The sequence below is a fragment of the Chryseobacterium gregarium DSM 19109 genome (assembly GCF_000430845.1).
In the GTDB taxonomy this organism is placed as follows: domain Bacteria; phylum Bacteroidota; class Bacteroidia; order Flavobacteriales; family Weeksellaceae; genus Chryseobacterium; species Chryseobacterium gregarium.
The window spans coordinates 95,564-114,276 of record NZ_AUMU01000007.1; the positions used below are offsets into that span (position 1 = coordinate 95,564).

The 18,713-nt window shown below is 39.6% G+C and carries 18 protein-coding genes; 5 read left to right on the plus strand and 13 right to left on the minus strand.

Going from position 1 to position 18,713, the window contains the following annotated elements; all coding sequences use genetic code 11:
- Nucleotides 1-31: 31 nt before the first annotated feature.
- From H561_RS0108775 to dapA, 3 genes are all read right to left on the minus strand, one after another.
- Nucleotides 32-607 (minus strand): helix-turn-helix domain-containing protein, encoded by a 576-nt coding sequence (locus H561_RS0108775; RefSeq protein ID WP_027386657.1) that lies wholly within the window; start codon nucleotides 605-607, stop codon nucleotides 32-34.
- A 272-nt stretch (nucleotides 608-879) separates the two neighbouring features.
- Complete coding sequence (locus H561_RS0108780) at nucleotides 880-1,383, minus strand: GNAT family N-acetyltransferase (RefSeq protein WP_027386658.1); 504 nt, start codon at nucleotides 1,381-1,383, stop codon at nucleotides 880-882.
- Nucleotides 1,384-1,623: 240 nt separating this feature from the next.
- Nucleotides 1,624-2,502, minus strand: a complete 879-nt coding sequence (gene dapA, locus H561_RS0108785; RefSeq protein WP_027386659.1) for a 4-hydroxy-tetrahydrodipicolinate synthase — start codon at nucleotides 2,500-2,502, stop codon at nucleotides 1,624-1,626.
- A gap of 191 nt (nucleotides 2,503-2,693) precedes the next feature.
- Between dapA and H561_RS0108790 the strand changes: the two genes are divergently transcribed.
- From H561_RS0108790 to recO, 4 genes are read left to right on the plus strand one after another with little or no spacing between them, the layout of a single operon-like run.
- On the plus strand, nucleotides 2,694-3,452 hold the full coding sequence (locus H561_RS0108790; RefSeq protein ID WP_034761801.1) for a 5'-nucleotidase C-terminal domain-containing protein: 759 nt from the start codon (nucleotides 2,694-2,696) through the stop codon (nucleotides 3,450-3,452).
- Nucleotides 3,452-4,402, plus strand: a complete 951-nt coding sequence (locus H561_RS0108795; RefSeq protein ID WP_027386661.1) for a bifunctional metallophosphatase/5'-nucleotidase — start codon at nucleotides 3,452-3,454, stop codon at nucleotides 4,400-4,402. Before H561_RS0108790 ends, H561_RS0108795 begins: the two co-directional genes overlap by 1 nt.
- Before the next feature lie 2 nt (nucleotides 4,403-4,404).
- Complete coding sequence (gene porZ, locus H561_RS0108800) at nucleotides 4,405-6,690, plus strand: type IX secretion system anionic LPS delivery protein PorZ (RefSeq protein WP_027386662.1); 2,286 nt, start codon at nucleotides 4,405-4,407, stop codon at nucleotides 6,688-6,690.
- Entirely contained in the window at nucleotides 6,690-7,376 is a 687-nt protein-coding gene (recO, locus tag H561_RS0108805) for a DNA repair protein RecO (protein ID WP_027386663.1), read from the plus strand. Before porZ ends, recO begins: the two co-directional genes overlap by 1 nt.
- A gap of 124 nt (nucleotides 7,377-7,500) precedes the next feature.
- On the opposite strand, the gene H561_RS0108810 is transcribed toward recO, so the two are convergent.
- The 8 genes from H561_RS0108810 to H561_RS0108850 form a co-directional block, all read right to left on the minus strand.
- Nucleotides 7,501-10,155: an MGH1-like glycoside hydrolase domain-containing protein gene (locus H561_RS0108810; RefSeq protein ID WP_027386664.1), complete on the minus strand. Its 2,655-nt coding sequence runs from the start codon at nucleotides 10,153-10,155 to the stop codon at nucleotides 7,501-7,503.
- 162 nt (nucleotides 10,156-10,317) lie between these two features.
- The gene (locus tag H561_RS0108815; RefSeq protein ID WP_027386665.1) at nucleotides 10,318-11,127 is read right to left on the minus strand and encodes a glucose 1-dehydrogenase; all 810 of its coding nucleotides are present in this window, start codon (nucleotides 11,125-11,127) and stop codon (nucleotides 10,318-10,320) included.
- Between the two features lie 74 nt (nucleotides 11,128-11,201).
- Entirely contained in the window at nucleotides 11,202-11,675 is a 474-nt protein-coding gene (locus H561_RS0108820; protein ID WP_027386666.1) for a GNAT family N-acetyltransferase, read from the minus strand.
- 3 nt (nucleotides 11,676-11,678) lie between these two features.
- Nucleotides 11,679-12,290 carry a DUF1684 domain-containing protein gene (locus H561_RS0108825; RefSeq protein WP_027386667.1) on the minus strand — a complete coding sequence of 204 codons (612 nt, stop codon included), beginning with the start codon at nucleotides 12,288-12,290 and terminating at the stop codon, nucleotides 11,679-11,681.
- Between the two features lie 70 nt (nucleotides 12,291-12,360).
- Complete coding sequence (locus tag H561_RS0108830) at nucleotides 12,361-12,789, minus strand: hypothetical protein (RefSeq protein WP_027386668.1); 429 nt, start codon at nucleotides 12,787-12,789, stop codon at nucleotides 12,361-12,363.
- A 90-nt stretch (nucleotides 12,790-12,879) separates the two neighbouring features.
- Nucleotides 12,880-13,281 (minus strand): hypothetical protein, encoded by a 402-nt coding sequence (locus H561_RS0108835; RefSeq protein ID WP_027386669.1) that lies wholly within the window; start codon nucleotides 13,279-13,281, stop codon nucleotides 12,880-12,882.
- Nucleotides 13,282-13,367: 86 nt separating this feature from the next.
- Nucleotides 13,368-14,873: a malate dehydrogenase (quinone) gene (mqo, locus tag H561_RS0108840; RefSeq protein WP_027386670.1), complete on the minus strand. Its 1,506-nt coding sequence runs from the start codon at nucleotides 14,871-14,873 to the stop codon at nucleotides 13,368-13,370.
- A gap of 307 nt (nucleotides 14,874-15,180) precedes the next feature.
- A complete protein-coding gene (locus H561_RS0108850; RefSeq protein ID WP_027386671.1) occupies nucleotides 15,181-16,218 on the minus strand; it encodes an NAD(P)H-dependent glycerol-3-phosphate dehydrogenase in 1,038 nt (345 codons plus the stop codon).
- Between the two features lie 227 nt (nucleotides 16,219-16,445).
- Here H561_RS0108850 and H561_RS0108855 point away from each other — a divergent pair, with 227 nt between their 5' ends.
- A complete protein-coding gene (locus H561_RS0108855) occupies nucleotides 16,446-17,453 on the plus strand; it encodes a M23 family metallopeptidase (RefSeq protein ID WP_027386672.1) in 1,008 nt (335 codons plus the stop codon).
- Nucleotides 17,454-17,541: 88 nt separating this feature from the next.
- Here the strand turns inward: H561_RS0108855 and H561_RS0108860 are convergent, their stop codons facing one another.
- Nucleotides 17,542-18,192, minus strand: coding sequence for an NAD(P)-dependent oxidoreductase (locus H561_RS0108860; protein ID WP_027386673.1), 651 nt, complete (start codon nucleotides 18,190-18,192; stop codon nucleotides 17,542-17,544).
- A gap of 56 nt (nucleotides 18,193-18,248) precedes the next feature.
- Nucleotides 18,249-18,659 (minus strand): Rrf2 family transcriptional regulator, encoded by a 411-nt coding sequence (locus H561_RS0108865; protein WP_027386674.1) that lies wholly within the window; start codon nucleotides 18,657-18,659, stop codon nucleotides 18,249-18,251.
- Nucleotides 18,660-18,713 lie beyond the last annotated feature (54 nt).

Below are 18,713 nucleotides of genomic sequence, written 5' to 3' on the forward strand. Positions count from 1 at the left end.
TCCATTAAAATAACATTAAGACAGTCCCTGGTCATACCGCATCAGAATATTGCTGATTAAAACTATTTGTCCTTTTTTTTGCAATGATTTTCTGAAAATAAGAAGGGGTTATTCCTGTGGTATTTTTAAACTGAGTACTCAAATGTGCTACACTGGAATATTGCAGTTTTTCAGCAATTTCGGTAAGACTGTGCTGTTTGCTGATCATTAATTCCTTTGCATATTCGATCTTTTGTAGTATGATGAAATTTTCTATGGATGTAAATTCAATTTCTGAAAACAGGTTAGACAGATAACCGTAACTGTGGTTCAGTCTTTCTGAAATATAAACTGAAGCTTTTACCGAAAGTATTTCATCAGAAAAAATAAGTCCTGCGATCGCATCTTTAATCTTTTGTACTAATGCAGTTTTTTGTCCTTCTATAATTTCTATTCCGTATTCTTCAAGGCTGTTTTTAATTGCCGTCTGTTGTTCGCTGGTAAAGGAATCATAAAATTCTACTTCCCCAAAGTTCAGCAAGCGGTATTTCAGCCCGTGCTCTTTAAGTTTTTCATTCAATATTTTCTTATAAAGGGTATTGAAATCAAATCGGACATACATTTTCATTTGTTAATGTATTTAATATTTAAGTAAATATATGAATTTTATTCAATGCAATGTGAAATAGAAAGATTCCTGTTATTGCCATACAAAAATCCCTGTATCATAAATACAGGGATTTAAACACTAAGGATGAAAAAAATATACTGATTAAAAGCCAAAGCCTGTAACCAAGCATATGAATATTGTGATAAGTGATTTGGTTCTGTTGCAAATATACATAAAATAAATATATCACAATGTATAGAATTGAATAAATATTATAAATTTTTAATTTGTTACAATTCAACTAAAAATTCCATTAGATAATCGTCCATTACAAAGCCATTTCCAATATCCAATATCACTTCACCATACACTTTGAAACCCTGTAATTCATAAAATTTCCTGGCGCTGTTTATTTTATTGACATTCAGGATAATTTTTGTATCGCCCTTGTCTGACACCTTCATTTTCAAAAAATCAAGTGCTTTTTTTCCGAAACCTTTGCCTTTACTTTCAGGAACCAGATAAATCCTGTGAAGCTTTGTTGTTTTCTCTTCATATCCATGCTCATATCCGATAAATCCTTCGAAAGAGTTATTGTTTTCATCTTTGATCAGATAATAATAGTAATCAGGATGCTGTAAATGAGTGAGAATTTCTTCTGCCGAGTACATGGTGGTCAGCATAAATTCCATTTGCTCTATGGAAAGAATATCTGCATAAGCATTTTCCCAAGATCTCTTTGCCAGATCCTGAATTAAGGGAATGTCTTTTTCTGTTGCTGTTATTAATTGCATTCTTTAAATCGTTTAATTTTAATACAAAGGTCGGTAAGATTTCTCTAGTATAAAATAGTTTTACGCCTGCAAAGGCTTCCACAATAATAAAAATTCCAAATAAAAAAGGTAAAAGACTCACGTCTTTTACCTTAATGTATTTAGTAATTGCAAAATCTATTTTGAAGTGAATAATCAATTCCAAAAGCTAATGTATGCATTCACAATTGGATGATTATTTTTTTAATTATTTTGATTTAATTATTTTTCAATATTTGCCATTTCAGTTTTAATCCTGTCATATAATCCCTCTGAAGCGGGAACTAAAGGAAGCCTTAAATAGTTTTTAATAATTCCTTTTTCTGCCAGAACCACTTTGATGCCGCAAGGATTTCCTTCTGCAAATATCAATCTTGTAATTTCAACCAGTTTATTGTGAATCTCGTAAGCCTCTTTTATTTTCCCTTCAAAAGCCAGCTGAACCATGGTGGAGAATTCTTTCGGATATCCCTGGCCAATCACTGAAATAACCCCGTTGCCTCCGGCTAAAGTCACGGGAAGGGTAAATTCATCATCACCGGAAACCAGTGAAAAGCCTTCAGGCTTCTTTCTTAAAATATCGAAATACTGAAGAATGTTCGGGGAAGCTTCCTTGATCAGGAATAAATTCGGGAATTCTTTTGCCAGGCGCAACGTTGTTTCGGCTTCAACATTCTGTCCCGTTCTTGACGGAACATTGTAAATAATAATGTTTTTTCCTGTAGAAGCCAATGCTTTATAATGCTGGTAAAGCCCTTCCTGGTTAGGTTTATTGTAATAGGGAGATACGGAAAGCACGGCTTCAAAAGCGGTAAGATCTGTTTCTTCAATCTGTTTTTTAACGTCAAGGGTATTATTTCCGCCAATCCCCAATACAAGAGGCAGACGTTTATTATTCACCTTAATGATATGATCCACTATCTGTTTCTTTTCTTCATCGGAAAGCGTTGCCGCTTCTGCGGTAGTTCCTAAAACAACTAAATAACTGGTTCCGTTTTCAATATTGTATTCCACAAGTTTTGTCAAACTATCGAAATCTACGGATAAATCTTCATTAAAGGGTGTTACCAAGGCTACACCTACTCCTTTTAAAATGCTCATCTGTCAGAATTATTTTGTCAAATTTAATAATTTAGGATAAGAATTTATTATAAATAATAATGTTTTATTATACATATAATTATATTTGCATATACTAAAGATATTAAGAAATCGCTATTACTGAAATTGCTTATCAAGACACAGGAAAAATTGGTGATGATATAGCTTTTATAAAAAATAATTTGTTACATATGAAAAATAAATTCTTGTTATTAGGAATTTCACTGGCTGTTCTCTCTGCCTGCAAGACGGCTTCTTCGCTTCAGGTAGCAGATGTACAGACCCGGAAAAATATTTCTATTAATAATGAACTGAAGAATGATGAGGAGTTTGTAAAAGTGATCGAACCTTATAAGCAAAAGCTGGATAAAGAGATGAATCAGAAGATTTCCCATACGGATACAGATCTTACCAAGCAGGGGGACAACAGCAATCTTGGGAACCTTTTGGCAGATTACACCTTTGACGGAGCGGATCAATGGGCTAAAACCAATCTTCATAAAAATGTGGATGCCGCACTGATCAATATCGGAGGGATCCGTACCACCATCGGCAAAGGAGATATCTTACTTAAAAGTGTCTTCGAAGTGATGCCTTTTGAAAATGAGGTGATTATTGTGAAAATGAAAGGTTCAGATCTGCAGGGGCTTTTTGATTATTATGCAAAAACACAGGTGAATAACCCGGTTTCTCATTTGTATATCGAAACCGATAACGGACAGTTGACCAAAACTTTAATTAACGGCAACGCGGTAAATCCGGCCCAGGATTACTATATTGCCACATCTGATTACTTAGCTTTGGGCGGCGACAATATGAAGTTTTTCGCCAAAGGAGAAGCTATTCCCACAGGAATCAAATTAAGAGATCTTTTCATTGAATATTTCAAAAAAACTCCTGAAGTAACAGCTAATACAGATATTCGTTTAAATTTTACCGGTAAGAAGTGATGGATAGAAAAAGTTTTTTAAAAGCAATAGGCGGCGGAACTCTGGCCATGGCCCTGGCTCCGAATTTGATGATGGCGGAAGAATTGAAAATTCCTGGTGTAAAATCTGCAAACCGGCTGACTATTCTTCATACCAATGACCAGCACAGCAGGATAGAGCCTTTTGATGCAAGTTATACCAAAAATCCTAATCAGGGAGGCTTCGCAAGGAGAGCAGGCCTGATTCAGCAAATCAGAAATCAGGAAAACAATGTCCTGCTTCTTGATTCAGGAGATATTTTCCAGGGAACCCCTTACTTTAATTTTTTCGGAGGCGAGCTGGAGTTTAGATTAATGTCTATGATGAAGTACGATGCTTCTACCATGGGGAATCATGACTTTGACAATGGCCTGGATGGATTCTTAAAAGTATTGCCCAATGCGAAATTCCCTTTTATCTGTTCGAATTACAACTTTAAGAATACCGTTCTTGACGGAAAAACATCTCCATACAAGATTTTCAATAAAAACGGAATTAAAGTAGGGCTTTTCGGAGTGGGGATTCAGTTAGACGGATTGGTTGGTAAAAAGCAATATGGAGAAACGGTCTATTCAGATCCGGTTGAGGTTGCCCAACATTACTCAAGCTTTCTGAAAAATGATCAGAAATGTGATCTTGTGATCTGCCTCTCACATATCGGCTACGATTACACAGACGAACCGAATAAAATCTGTGATAAAATCCTGGCTTCCCAAACAGAAAATATTGATCTTATCCTGGGAGGCCATACGCATACGTTCTTGCCGGAGCCTCAGAATTTCACAAACAGACAGGGCAAAAATGTACTGGTCAACCAGGTAGGCTGGGCCGGACTTCTTCTAGGCAGAATAGACTTCTTCTTTGATACAGATAAAAATATAAAACACATTTCCTGGAATAATCAGGTCATTGACAGCAGCATAATAGCATAAGCATGAAAAAACTCTCTTTAATTTCTCTTGGTATTCTGGCATCTCTGCCGTTGGCAAATGCACAGACTATTTCTTCAAAAAAATGGGCAGACCTGTTTTCTTACAATAACGTTCTGGCCATGAAGGAGGATAATGGAAAACTCGTTGCAGCAGCAGAAAACGGAATCTTCTATTATACTATTTCAACCGGCGAAATTACCAAGCTTTCAAAGGCCAACGGCCTGCATGAAGTAAAAATTTCAGCTTTTGATTACAATTCCCAGACGAAAGTTGCTTTAATCGGATACCAAAACGGATCTCTGGATGTGGTTTCTCCGGATGGAGTAAAATATGTAGTTGATATTCCGATTGCAACGGGATATAGCGGAAGTAAAAGCATCAATCATATTTCCATTACAGGAGACCTGGCTGTTATTTCCGCAGGCTACGGTGTTTCAATATTTGATCTGAAGAAAAAAGAATTTAAAGATTCAGCATTCTTTTTATCCGGCGGTGTCTATGAAGCAAGCAATGAAGCAACGATTTTCGGGAATAAAGTCTATGCGGTAACCAATACCGGATTGAAAAGCCATGAAATGAATACTACTTTCCCGGTATTCACAACATGGACGACTGACATGGCGGGCTCTTTCAAACATATTGATTCGGAAGGTGTGTTAAGCTTTTCTTCAGCGACCACAGGATATGTTTACAACGGCGGAACTCCGGCAGCTCTTTCACAGAACTTCAGCAATGTCCGTGACATCGTGGTAAATACCAATAATATTATTGTAACGGATCTGAACAGGGTGTATACATTCAATACGAACGGCAACTTCAACAATACGGTCAGTTTCGGAGAAGACTGCAATACGGCTACTACGGTCGGAAGCAGTGTGTACGGAGGAACGGTTCTGTCAGGGATAAAAAATGAAAGCAGCAATTCTTTCAAGCCGGATGGCCCTTATTTAAACTATGCGTATAAGATCAGTCTGTACGGTGAAAATCAGATCCTGGTTTCTACCGGAAGAAGAGAGGGAAGGTTCAATACAGGCGTTATAAATCCCAAAAATCCGGGATTCTATTATTTTAACGGAATGGAATGGATTTATCCTTCCTATTTTATTGGAAACACCACAAGATTTAATGTACTGGATGTAGTTTCTGATCCGGTGAATGCCGATGATGTTTTTTTTACAAACTATACTACTGCAGGCGGACGTGGTGTTTATAAAATGAAGTACAATTCTGGCAGTAAAGATTTTACATTTACTAAAAATTACAATCTTGGTACCAATGATATTACCGCAAGGCGGGCTGTAGGTCTTACATTTGATGATTCAAATAATTTATTTGTGACGATTGCTTTTTCGAATGACGGAACAGCATTCGGACCGTTTACAGCTATCGGTGCCTATGACAGAGCTACTGATGATTTTCTGATAAAAAATACAAACCAGAATTTAGGGGCGGCACAAAAAGCACTCTATTATGAAGGATTACTTTGGATTCCTACTCCGAGAGTAAATAACTTTATAGCCTATGATGCGAACAAGACCGTAAATACTTCTGATGATAAAGAATATATTCTAACCCAGGCCAATGGTTTTGCTTCAAACTCCGGAGGAACAATTTCGGTAGCCATTGATAAATCAGGAGATGCATGGATCGGCGGAGATGTCGGTTTAAGGGTTTTACCCAATGCGGTTTCAGCCGTAAAGAGCCCAGCTACCGCAACTGTTGAGCCTATCATTATCGAACAAAACGGCCTTGGCGAAGAACTTTTCAGAGATTCCCAGATTCTTCAGATTGAAGTAGATGCAGGAGATCATAAATGGGTTTCTGTAGACGGCGGCGGCGTGTACTATGTATCTGCCGACGGACAACAGACTATTAAACATTTTACGAAAGAAAATTCCCCGCTTCCTACCAATTCGATTACGGATATCAAAGTGGACAGAAAAACCGGAAAGGTATACTTCGTTTCTTATGACGGAATTGTAACCTATCAGGGGGATGTTGCTGATGTTACTTCAGATTTCGGTAATGTTCTGGTGTACCCGAACCCTGTAGTATACAATAATTTCAAAGGGAAAGTAACCATCAAAGGATTAGCAGAAGTGACCAATATCAGAATTGCTGATACAGCCGGGAATGTAATACACTCTGCAGTGGCAAGAGGGGGTTACTATGAATGGGATCTTAATAATCAAAGAGGCTCGAGAGTGGCTTCAGGAGTGTATTTTGTACTCATGACTAATGAAGACGGATCTGATAAAGCAACGGCTAAGATTGCGGTAGTCAATTAATGAATTCACAAAACGGTTTTTTACTGTCCTACATAAAATATGGTGAAAATGACGCGGTTCTGCATTGTTTTACAGAAGAAGACGGTTTCCAGTCTTACTTTTTAAAAGGAATCTATACAAAAAAAAATAAGAAAAAAGCCCTGCTCCTGCCATTAGGCCATTTGAGTTTTTCTCTGCTTCCGGTAAAAGGAAACGGCATACAGACCATCTCAAAATTTGAGCTGGTAAAAAGCAATGATATTTACACAGATATAAGATGCAGCACCGTCGTATTCTTTATTTCAGATTTTTTAAATCAGAATTTAAGGCATGAAAATAAAAATCACAATATTTTCTTCAGTATTAATGAGTTTATTGATGAACTGGAAAACCGGAATTATCAGTCGCATTACATTTTTCTCATTAAGATTTTAAAAATCCAGGGGGTTGCACCTCTGCTGAATCCCGGGAATTTCCTTGACCCTGAAACCGGAACGTTTACTGCTCAACCTATGCACCAGTTGTTCGGAGAAGCTATTTCTGCAGTATGGAAAATGATTCTTTCCAGCACAGACCCTTATCGCATCAAAATCCCGTCGGCTTACAGAAAAGATTTTTTAGACAGCCTTCTGGTGTATTATCATTATCATATCACGGATTTCCAGACACCGCTCTCGCTGGAAGTAATCCAGCAGATATTTGATTAAATCGAATTATTAAGGTTTCAATGCTGAATTTAAACAGGTCTAAACTTTAATTAAAAATCATACTTAAAAATCAGAAAGAATTAAAAGTCTCCGGTTGATGTTCAGCCATATTTTGACCTTATGATCATTTCGCATCATTTGGTAATTCCGTTTCCGATTCTGCAATTTTCTTTTTTGAAAACCGGGGCATCAGGATTTTAGTGATCAGGCCGGTCCATCCCGTCTGGTGGGAAGCCCCTACTCCACGGCCGTTGTCCCCGTGAAAATATTCATAAAACAGGATATAGTCTTTAAAATCGGGATCGGTCTGAAATCTCGGGTATTGTCCGTTGAAAGGGCGGTTTCCGTTTTCATCTTTTAAAAATAAATTTGAAAGCCGTTTACTCAAAGCATCGGCAATCTCATCTAAGTTCAGATACTTTCCGCTTCCTGTAGGATATTCTACCAGAAAATCGGGACTGTAATAAAAGAAAAAACGCTGCAGGCTTTCAATAATTAAAAAATTAATCGGAAACCAGACCGGGCCGCGCCAGTTACTGTTCCCTCCGAAAAGCGAACTGTCGCTTTCTGCAGGAGTATACTTAACAGTATAATCGGTTCCGTTTAATTGCAAAGTATAAGGATTCTTTTCATATTCCTTCGATAAGGCACGAACCCCAAAGTCGCTTAAAAATTCTTCAGGATTCAGCATCCTGTGCAGCAGCCTTTTCAACCGGTGTCCTCTGAGAAGCGAAAGCAGATGCTTGGAATCCTGTCCTTTTACTTCCCAATGGGAAACCAAAGCGGCGAGTTCCGGCTTGTTTTCCAGTACCCACTGCATCCTTTTTTTAAAATTCGGGAGATTCTCAATCATGGCATCATCGATTACCTCAACCGCGAACATCGGGATTAGACCAACAATCGTCCTTAATTTCAGATACATATGATTACCGTCTCTTGAAGAAATCGCATCATAGAAAAACTCGTCCTGCCCATCCCACAAGCTAAAGCATTCTTCACCCATATTGTCCAGAGAGTTTGCAATGGAAAGAAAATGTTCGAAGAACTTGATGGCCATCTCTTCATATACCTTATTATACAGGGCCAGTTCAAGGGCGATTCTCATCATATTTAAGGCAAACATCGCCATCCAGCTTGTCCCGTCAGACTGTTCAAGATGTTCGCCGTTAGGCAGTTCCACGTTACGGTCAAAAGCACCGATATTATCCAGTCCGAGAAAGCCGCCTTCAAAAATATTATTCCCGTTGCTGTCTTTTTTATTGACCCACCATGTGAAATTTATCAGCAGTTTCTGGAATGCACTTTCCAGGAATTCTATATCCGGTTCATCTTTTAGATATTCATCAATTTTGAAAACCCGGAAGACTGACCAGGCATGAACCGGAGGATTTACGTCACTCAGATCCCACTCATAAGCTGGAAGCTGCCCGTTCGGATGCATATACCATTCGAAAAGAAAGAGTTTCAGCTGATGTTTTGCAAAATCAGGGTCAATCAGTGCGAAACTGATCGCATGAAAAGCAAGATCCCAGGTAGCATACCAGGGATATTCCCATTTATCCGGCATTGAAATAATATGCTCATTGTTAAGGTGCTTCCATCCGGAATTCCGGATTTTCTCACGTGACTTTGGCGGAGGCATCTGTGCCGGATCGCCTTTCAGCCATTTTTCAACATTATAATGGTAAAACATTTTGTTCCAGAGCATCCCTGCAAAAGCCTGGCGCTGAACCATTTTTTCATCATCCGTTTCTATGCCGTCCTGAATTTCCTCATAAAACTCATCCGTTTCCTGTTTTCTGACTTCAAAAATATTTTCAAAGTCATTGAAAGGCTGTAACAGGTCTTGGTCCGAAATCCTGAATTCAAAAATTTTTGTTTGTTCCGGCTGAAATATCTCTTCTAATAAAAATGATGCTTTGGTTCCTGTATTATACGGATTGACTGCCTGGGTATTCCCGTTAATGATACAGTCATTGATGCCGTCTTTGCTGTACGTTGTTGCATTGGGGCATTGGTACAGGTACTCATTATTCGTTTCATTATCACAAAAAAGAACCCTTCCCGATTGACGGGCATAGATATTTTTAACCTCCAGATCTTTATGGCTGACGCTAATCCTATCCGGACTTTCGGAATTCATCTGCGGCCTGTACGAATCATATCCCCAGTTCCAGGTATTTCTGAACCAGACGGTGGGCAAAATGGTCAGCGGGGCTTCTTTTCCAGATTTATTGACAATGGTGAGTTTAACCAGTATATCATTCTGACTTTCTTTTGCATATTCTATGAAAATATCAAAATATTCATTCTGATCAAAAATTCCGGTATCGATAAGTTCGTATTCAGGATCCTGCTTGGTTCTTTCAGCATTGGTATTGATCAGATCTTCATAAGGAAAAGCGTTCTGAGGATATTTGTATAACATCTTCATATAAGAATGCGTTGGGGAAGAATCAAGATAATAGAAATATTCCTTGACATCTTCACCGTGGTTGCCCTGCCCGTTGGAAAGACCGAAAAACCTTTCTTTGACCATTTTATCTTTTTTATTCCAGAATCCAACGGAAAAAACCAGCTTCTGCAGGTCATCACAGATCCCACAGATCCCTTCTTCACCCCAACGGTAGGTCTTGGCTTCTGCCGTATCATGGTTGGTATAGTTCCAGGCATCACCGTTCTCACTGTAATCTTCACGTACAAGCCCCCATTCCCTGTTGCTTACATAGGGTCCCCATTTTTTCCATGAAACATCTGCTAACCGGTCTTTTTCTTTCATAAATCTTTAAATAATATTGCTTCGTAAGCATCAAATGCCTCCTTTTCTTTTATTTACTCTCTGCGCCCCGGATTGAACGGCATGTCTGAGCTCTTTTTGTAAGCTGCGGAAATGCCGGGCATAAAAAAGCGAGTAGTGAAAGCCGGAAATGTGCGCCCGAATCTATCCTCCTGTTGAAAAACTCTCAAACGTGGTCATCCCGCCATCAACGAAAACACTGGTTCCGGTAATATAATCTGCCAGGTCACTTGCCAGGAAAACAGCAAGGTTCCCGATATCCCCGGGCTGCCCGATTCTGTTGTAAGGGATGAGGTTCATCAATGAGTTTAATGCATCGGGAGTACTCCAGGCACTCTTATTGATCGGCGTCTGAATGGCACCGGGACAAATGGAATTGACACGGATCTTATCCGCTCCATATTCCTGAGCCAGTGTCTGCATCAGCATCCTGATCGCTCCTTTGCTGGCAGCATAGTTGGCATGGCCTGCCCAGGGGATAATTTCGTGCACTGAACTGATATGAATAATTTTTCCGCAGGCTACGGAACGCGAAGTATCGATACCACGGCGGAGAAATTCTTTGATGGCTTCTCTGGCACAAAGAAACTGACCTGTTAAGTTGATCCCGATAACCGTGTTCCACTGATCGAGGGTCATTTCAGTAAATTTGGCATCTTTCTGCACGCCTGCGTTGTTGACCAGGATATCCACGGTCCCGAATTGTGAAACGGTATCCTGAAACATTTTTATCACCTGATCTTCTTTGGAAACATCGCACTGGTAGACGATTCCTTTTCCGCCGGCTTCGGTAATTTCTTTTAAAACGGCTTCGGCCTCACCGGCTGACCTTTCAGAGGAATGGTTAACTACCACAGTTGCGCCGGCTGAAGCCAGTGATTTTGCGATTCCGGAGCCGATTCCACTGGAGCTTCCTGTGACTACCGCTACCTGATTTTGAAGAGAGATTTCCATGTTTTATAATTTGATATTACCCAAATTTAGAAGAAAGGATCACGCCAAACATGAAAATAGGGATTAAAAATTTCTTAAAGTTTCTTATACATCAGATATTGCAGGCCTTTTCTGCCCATCCGGGTCCTGCCTTCATCGTGATATCCTGCTTTACGGTACAATTCATACGCTGAACTATTGTCCCGGTTGACAGCCAGGACAATTTCATTGCAGTTTTTAAAATTTTCCCGGATAAAATCATCGATCTGCAGCATAAGGGATTTCCCTATTCCTTTGCCCTGGAATTCCGGATTAACGGATAAAGACCTCAACAATACAGAATCCGGGTTTACCGTTAAATCAAATTTATCGTCTCCAAAATCCAGGGTGAGAAATCCGGCAGGCTTTTTATTACTGAAAACCGTAACGGCAAATTCCAATCCGGTGTGTCTTTCGGAGATTCTGTTTAATGCAAGCGGTGCCGTGGAAGTATATCCCGTCTGAACCTGATCGAGGATATAATTAACATCCGGAAAATCTTTTTCACTGTAAAACCTGAGGCTCACCATAGATCAATGGTATTTATCCTCATACATAACCCCGGCACGAATTTCTACCGGCAGCCTGTTTTCTTCAGGCACGATCGGACAGTTGTAATCATAGGCATTATACGCGCAATAGGGGTGATAGGATTTATTAAAATCCAGTACGATGGTATTGCCTTTCGGAATGGTAAGGTCCAGGTATTTTCCGCCGCCATAGGTTTCTTTTTCATTGGTCATATCCCGGAAAGGAAGGAAAAGATGATCCCTGTATTTTGCCTGTTTTATTAAATCCAGGCTTTGGTATAGGGTTAAAGTATATGATTTCCCGTCTAAAGTAAAGGTGGCCTTACCATATTCCCTGTAAGGTTTTGTTTTGCCGGATGAAGTGGGAAGATCAAAAGGTTCTGCATTTTCCGTTCTTAAAAATTTTGCAGTAAACCTGTATTTTAAATCAACAGGAAAGAAAGGATGTGCTTTAAAATCCGTAAAATGATCTCCACGCAAAGGCGTTTCTTTCGGATCCAGATATTTTTCGTTCAGTGCTTTCTGAAATTTTTTCACTTCCAGGTCTTCTTTAGAAGCCTTTTGTGAAAAAATAATCAGCGGGAACAGTAAAAAGATGAACAGGTAATTTTTCATTGATTGAACTTATTAAAGTTTAATTTTTTAATAGTTTAGTTTTAATGTCCGACAGCATTGAAAGTTTGTATTAACAATCATTCATTTCATAACTTACCTGATCATATTGTTCTTCGTAAGACTGCATGGTTTTGCTGTTGGCCGGAACTTTTTTGAGATTTACATTTAGTTTTTTACTTCCGTCCGGCGAAATCCAGTAACCCGTAAAATGTTCACCGTTTCTTTTTACACTGATGATTCCGGTAATTCCCCCTTCCACCATGACCAGTTTATTTTCTTCATCGTCGGAAATTTCGAGATACAGCCATTGGCTTGCGTTGTCATATTTATACATGCCGCTGTAATGAGTGGTCGGGCATCCTGAGATTTCTTCAACAAGATATAAGGTTACCGGATATTTATCAATGTTGCCTTTATAAAGATGCTTTTTCATTTCCTGTGCAGACATATTTCCAAAGAAAAACAGCATCATTATAAAAGACAGAATTTTAATTTTCATATTTTGGTTTTTAGGTTAAGCTTTTCCCGAATTGATAAAATTTTAAATCAAGACTGCTTTTGCAGCTGTACCGTTAAATTAACGAAGTATTTAATAAGATTCGGAGATTTTCACACGATACACATCGGATGAATTTCTTTTAATTGATTCTACAAAAAAACCGCCTTCTTCAGGAATAACCTCCTGTAAATCAAAACTTTTACAACCCTTAGGAAGTCCTGAAAAAACCAGGGTGAACCAAAAGTCCCTCATGAAAGGTACGGGGGTCCAATTCGGATAAATGGTAATATTTTCAGCATGAATCAGCCGGCTCTTGTGCTCAGACTGGTTATCCAGAAGATAAGTGGTATTCCAGATCCTGATCAGGTTTCCTAAAAACGGTGATGCCGGGAAACAGCAATGGACAATCACCTGCTGTTTCTCTTCTATTTTTGCCTTAAGGGATTCCAGAAGTTCTTTTACGATGACCGGTTTTACAAGGGTATCAGACATTTCAATGATAATGATAAGTAATGGACAATAAGTAATCAGTAAAGATAATTGATTATTACATATTGCCCATTGCTTATTACTGATGTTTAATATTCAAGTTTTAATTTTTCCTTCGTATAATTCCTTACTTTTTCAGTAAGTTCAGGGTTTCCGGAAAGTTTTTGCCCATAGGAAGGAACCATTTCCAATAATTTCTCTTTCCATTCTCCGTTCAGTTTTTCAGGGAAGCATCTTTCAAGGACATTCAGCATGGCATAAACTGCTGTAGAGGCACCGGGAGAGGCACCTAACAGGGAAGCAATGGTTCCCGATTTGTTGACCACCACTTCAGTACCAAACTCCAGCTTGCCGCCTGTTTTTTCATCTTTTTTGATGATCTGGACCCTTTGTCCGGCTACTTTCAATTCCCAGTCCTCCGCTTTGGCATCTTTAATAAATTCTCTTAAATGCTGTATTCTCTGTGCTTTCGTCATCGCCACCTGCTGAACCAGATATTTTGTCAGCGGGATGTTATGCCACCATGCTCCGAAAAGCGATTTTAAGTTTTTTGTATTGACGCTTTCAGGAAGATCCAGATAGCTGCCCTCTTTCAGGAATTTTGTTGAAAATCCGGCAAAAGGTCCGAAAAGCAGGGCTTTCTGGCCATCAATAATCCTAAGGTCCAGATGAGGAACAGACATTGGCGGCGCATCAACAGTAGCCTGGGTATATACTTTTGCCTGATGCTTTTCCACCAGCTCCTGGTTATGAGTAACCAGCCATTCTCCGGAAACCGGGAATCCCCCGTAGCCTTCACTTTCTTTGATATCGGAACTTTCCAGCAAGGGCAGCGCATACCCTCCTGCACCGATGAAAACGAAATCAGCCTCGACTTCCTGTTTATGGTTGTGGATCCTGTCTTTCACCTTCATTTCCCAGGTTCCGTCTTCTTTCGGATCGATATCTTTGACTTCATGGTATAGGAATACCTCAACATTGGAATCTTCCAGCAGATGCCTGCCCATTTTTCTGGTCAGGGTCCCGAAATTGACATCTGTCCCCAGGTCCATTTTTGTAGCCGCCATCACCTCTGAAGGATTTCTTTTGCTCATCACCAGAGGAATCCATTCTTTCAGCTTTTCATGGTCCGTAGAAAACTGCATTTCTTTGAACAGCGTTGAGCCCGACATTTTTTCATGACGCTTTTTTAAATATTCAGCATCTTTTTCACCGAATACTAAGCTCATGTGCGGACATGAATTGATAAAGTCTTTAGGCTCCTGGATATATCCTTTGGTAATTAAATAAGACCAGAACTGTTTTGAAATCTCAAACTGTTCCGCAATACTTTCCGCTTTTGAAATATCAATGGTTCCGTCAGGTTTTTCGGGCGTATAGTTAAGCTCACAAAATGCGGAATGCCCGGTCCCTGCATTATTCCAGGCTGCGGTACTTTCCTTGGCAAACCTGCCCAGTCTTTCAAATATGGCAATATCCAGATCCGGATTGAATTCATGTAATAAAGTAGCTAAAGTGGCACTCATAATTCCGCCACCGATAAGAACAATGTCGTATTTCGGTTTTGGCGTTCTGCTTGTAAGCGATTGTGACATAATTTAAAATTTGAATTGATGATATCAAATTTCGTGAAAAGTTCTCAGAGTAAAGACTTGTTTAAAAATTTTAACAGTGTTATTTTATATGAAAACAAACATTCCTTATCCGGCATAGATAAAGTAATTGGACCTCAAAAACATGCTAATGCCTAAGTCATTACCATGATTCATTTTAATTCCGTTTTCAACTTTATAAGCAAAAGTGCACCCGATTGTCTGACTCCGGAGTACAGTACAGAATATACTATTGAAAAAACAGCATTAAGAATATAAGAAACCAAGCCGGAAAAGTCGTCTGCCTGAATTAATTAAGCTTTGTTGTGAGCTTTTTGAATTGCTTTTCCGCATTTTTTCCTTCATACAGGATTCCGTAGATGGTATCGATAATCGGAAGGGTCAATCCTTTTTCCTTCGAGGTTTTATAAATAGAATCTGCCGCATAATACCCTTCTGCCACCATGTTCATAGACTGAATTGCCGATTTGACGGTATAGCCTTTTCCGATCAGGTTTCCGAGGTTCCTGTTTCTTGAGAACAGGGAATAGGCCGTTACCAGTAAATCCCCCAGATAGGCACTTTCATTAACATCTCTTGGCGCTTCATAAATGGCTTCAAGAAAGGTTTCCATTTCCCTAATTGCATTTGAAACGAAAACAGCTGTAAAGTTGTCTCCGTATCCCAGGCCGCTGGCAATCCCGGCCCCGATGGCAAAAATATTTTTAAGAATTGCGCTGTATTCATTTCCCAGGATATCTTTGCTGGAACGCATCTTAATAAAATCAGAATTGAATATATCCACTAATTTCTGAGAGGTCTCTTCTTCTACGGTTGCTACCGTAAGGTATGAGAGTCTCTCCATAGCGACTTCTTCCGCATGGCACGGCCCGGCAATCACGGCCTGATTCCTGAAACCGATCTTGAATTCATCTCTCAGGTAATGGGCGACCACATCGTTTACTTTAGGGATAATCCCTTTGATGGCAGAAACGAAAATCTTGTCTTTGTACGCACAGGTCATCTTCTCCAGCATATCGGAAAGGTAAATTGAAGGTGTCGCCAGCACAATCGTATCACAGGCAGAAACCAGCTCATTGATATCGGTGGTCAGCTTTAAATTTTTAAGATTGAAATTAACTGCCGTAAGATAGGTGGGGTTATGCCCTCTCTGCTCAATGGCTCCCTTTACATATTCGCTTCTTACGCACCAATGCACCACTTTACAGTTTTCAACAAGCATTTTTACAATAGCCGTTGCAAAACTCCCGCTTCCGACAACGCCTACCGCAACATCATTTTTGCTTTTTTTCGTATTAGATTCCGTATTCGTTTTCTTTTTAGCCATAATAAAACATGTGAACTGCAAATATATTAAAACAAAGACTGAAGCAAGCCTTTCCGCCCATGATAAAATCTGTTTTCAGACAAAATTAATATTTAAAGACAATTAAATATTTAATTCCCCGTTAATTATAGAAATACTTAAAGTGTTGTTAAAAATATGCCGTAAAATATATTTTTAATTAAATTTGCAGGCTTAAAACCGTTTTGTAATATACTAAGAGAAGAAAAATGAAAAACTTTCTAAGCAGCAAAAGGAACGTAAACATCCTTCTGGGAGGGCTTTTACTGGTAGTTTTTGCACAGGGCATGTTCATTGCCAGGTTGTATTCTGAAAAGGACGACAAAAATTATGAAGTGAACCTTGTTAAAATAAACACTGAAAAAGACAGTGTCGATTACTTAAAAATGAAAACGGATCTTACGTTGGTAGATCAGACTGTTACCCAGCTTAATTCTTTCCTGAAATCTAAAGATGTCCCTAATGAAAAGCTGACGATCCTGAGCAAAGACAGCATCTCAAATTCCATTTACCTGGCTAAACAGGCCAACCGCTACAGCCAGTATCTGATGGACCTTCAAAAGAAACTGATGCAGGTGCCTCTGGGAATGCCAACCGAAGGATATATTTCATCGAATTTCGGGATCAGAAAAAACCCGATTCCATTTAAAACCGTTTTTGCTTCTGTGAAATCTGTTACGGGAAATACAATAAAACCTGCCGCTGTCCCGGAAGTAAAGGCTGAACCTGTGGAAAGAATTATTGAAGTCACCGACAGTTACGGAGATAAAAGACAGGTGAAAGTAATGGTCACGCCAAAAGCAGCTCCTGTAGCTGCCGCTCCGGTAACGAATGCTCCTACAAAAGCCGTGGCTTCCGCTACTAAGCCCGCAGAAAAAGACAATGCCCCTGCAGAAGCTGACCAGATGCAGTTTCATAAAGGATTGGATATTGCGGTCCCTTTCGGTTCCGATGTGGTAGCAACAGCGGCCGGAACGGTCATTTTCTCAGGGCAGAAAGGCGGTTACGGAAATTGTGTCATTGTATCCCACGGAAACGGCCTGGCAACGCTTTACGGGCATTTATCCCAGCTGGTAGCTAAAGTGAATGATAAAATAAAAGTAGGACAGGTAATTGCCAAATCAGGAAATTCCGGGCGTTCCACCGGTCCGCACCTTCATTATGAAGTGCATAAAAACAACACGCCTGTGAATCCGAAATTGTTTATGAATTTATAAAGAGATTAAATGATTATATTGCAGAATTACGGCGGCCTCGTTCAGAACGAGGCCGCCGTAATTTTTTAAGCCGATTCTATAAAAAGTCTTAGTAAGCCGCTGTAAAACGCTCACGGATGTGATTATTCTGCTCCAGCTCATCTACTAAAGCCACCGCAACATCTTCAACAGACAGTACACTTCGTCCGTTCTCATCAAATACCGGGTTTTCAAGGGCTGTTCTGTAGCTTCCCGTTCTTACGCCCGCTGTTCCGGGATGCATTTCGATAGCCGGGCTGAAGAATGTCCAGTCTAATGTCGTATTTTCTTTAATTTTATCCAGATAATCTCTTGCGGCAGTAGCTCCCGGCTTGATGTCGGCAGGGAAATCCGGACCGTCAACCAATTGTTTCCCGTCGATAAACAGGCTTCCTGCCCCGCCAACGGTAATGAACCTTTTTACCCCTGACTGTTCTACTGCTTTTTCAATATTCACTGAACCGTTCAGGAAATCATCATACAGGTTTGGATTCGTCCAGCCTGCATTGAATGTACTGATGATGGCATCATTTCCCTTTAAAGCTTCTGACAATTCTTCCACATGATTTACATCAACGCTTTTCGCCGTCACTTTTTCATTTTCCTCAACTTTTGAAGCGTCTCTTACAATAGCTTCCACTTCATATCCCCGGTTTGACAATTCTTTAACCACCTGTGTTCCAACAAATCCTGTGGCACCGATTACTGCTACTTTTTTCATACTTTTTTATTTAAATTAATTGTAATACATTTTGTTACATTTATAGCTAAAAAAATTTAACTGAAATGATCCGTAAATTCTCTAAGGGTTTTATTCCCGAGAAATTTTGTAACCAGCTGATCTGTTTCTGTAAACAGGTTATTCAGATGATCATTGATCTCTTTTCCAACCGGACAGAGGGGATTGGGATTTAGGTTCTTTTTCCCTAAAACATCCGTATTTTTCACCGCAGCATAAATCTCCTCAATGGTAATGGCTTCTGCATTTCTGGACAGCCGGCTGCCTCCTTCTTTCCCCTGCCGGCTGGTTACTAAACCGGCTTCCCTCAAAACACTCAGCTCTTTACGGACCATTGCAGGATTGATATTAATACTTCCTGCCATCCACTCGGACGTAAGCCAATCCTGCGAACTGTCTGCCAGTAAAGTCATGATATGTACTGCTGTTGCAAATCTTGTATTGTTCATTCTGATTACCTGACAAAGGTAAGATAAATTTAAATTGTAACAAAAAATATTACA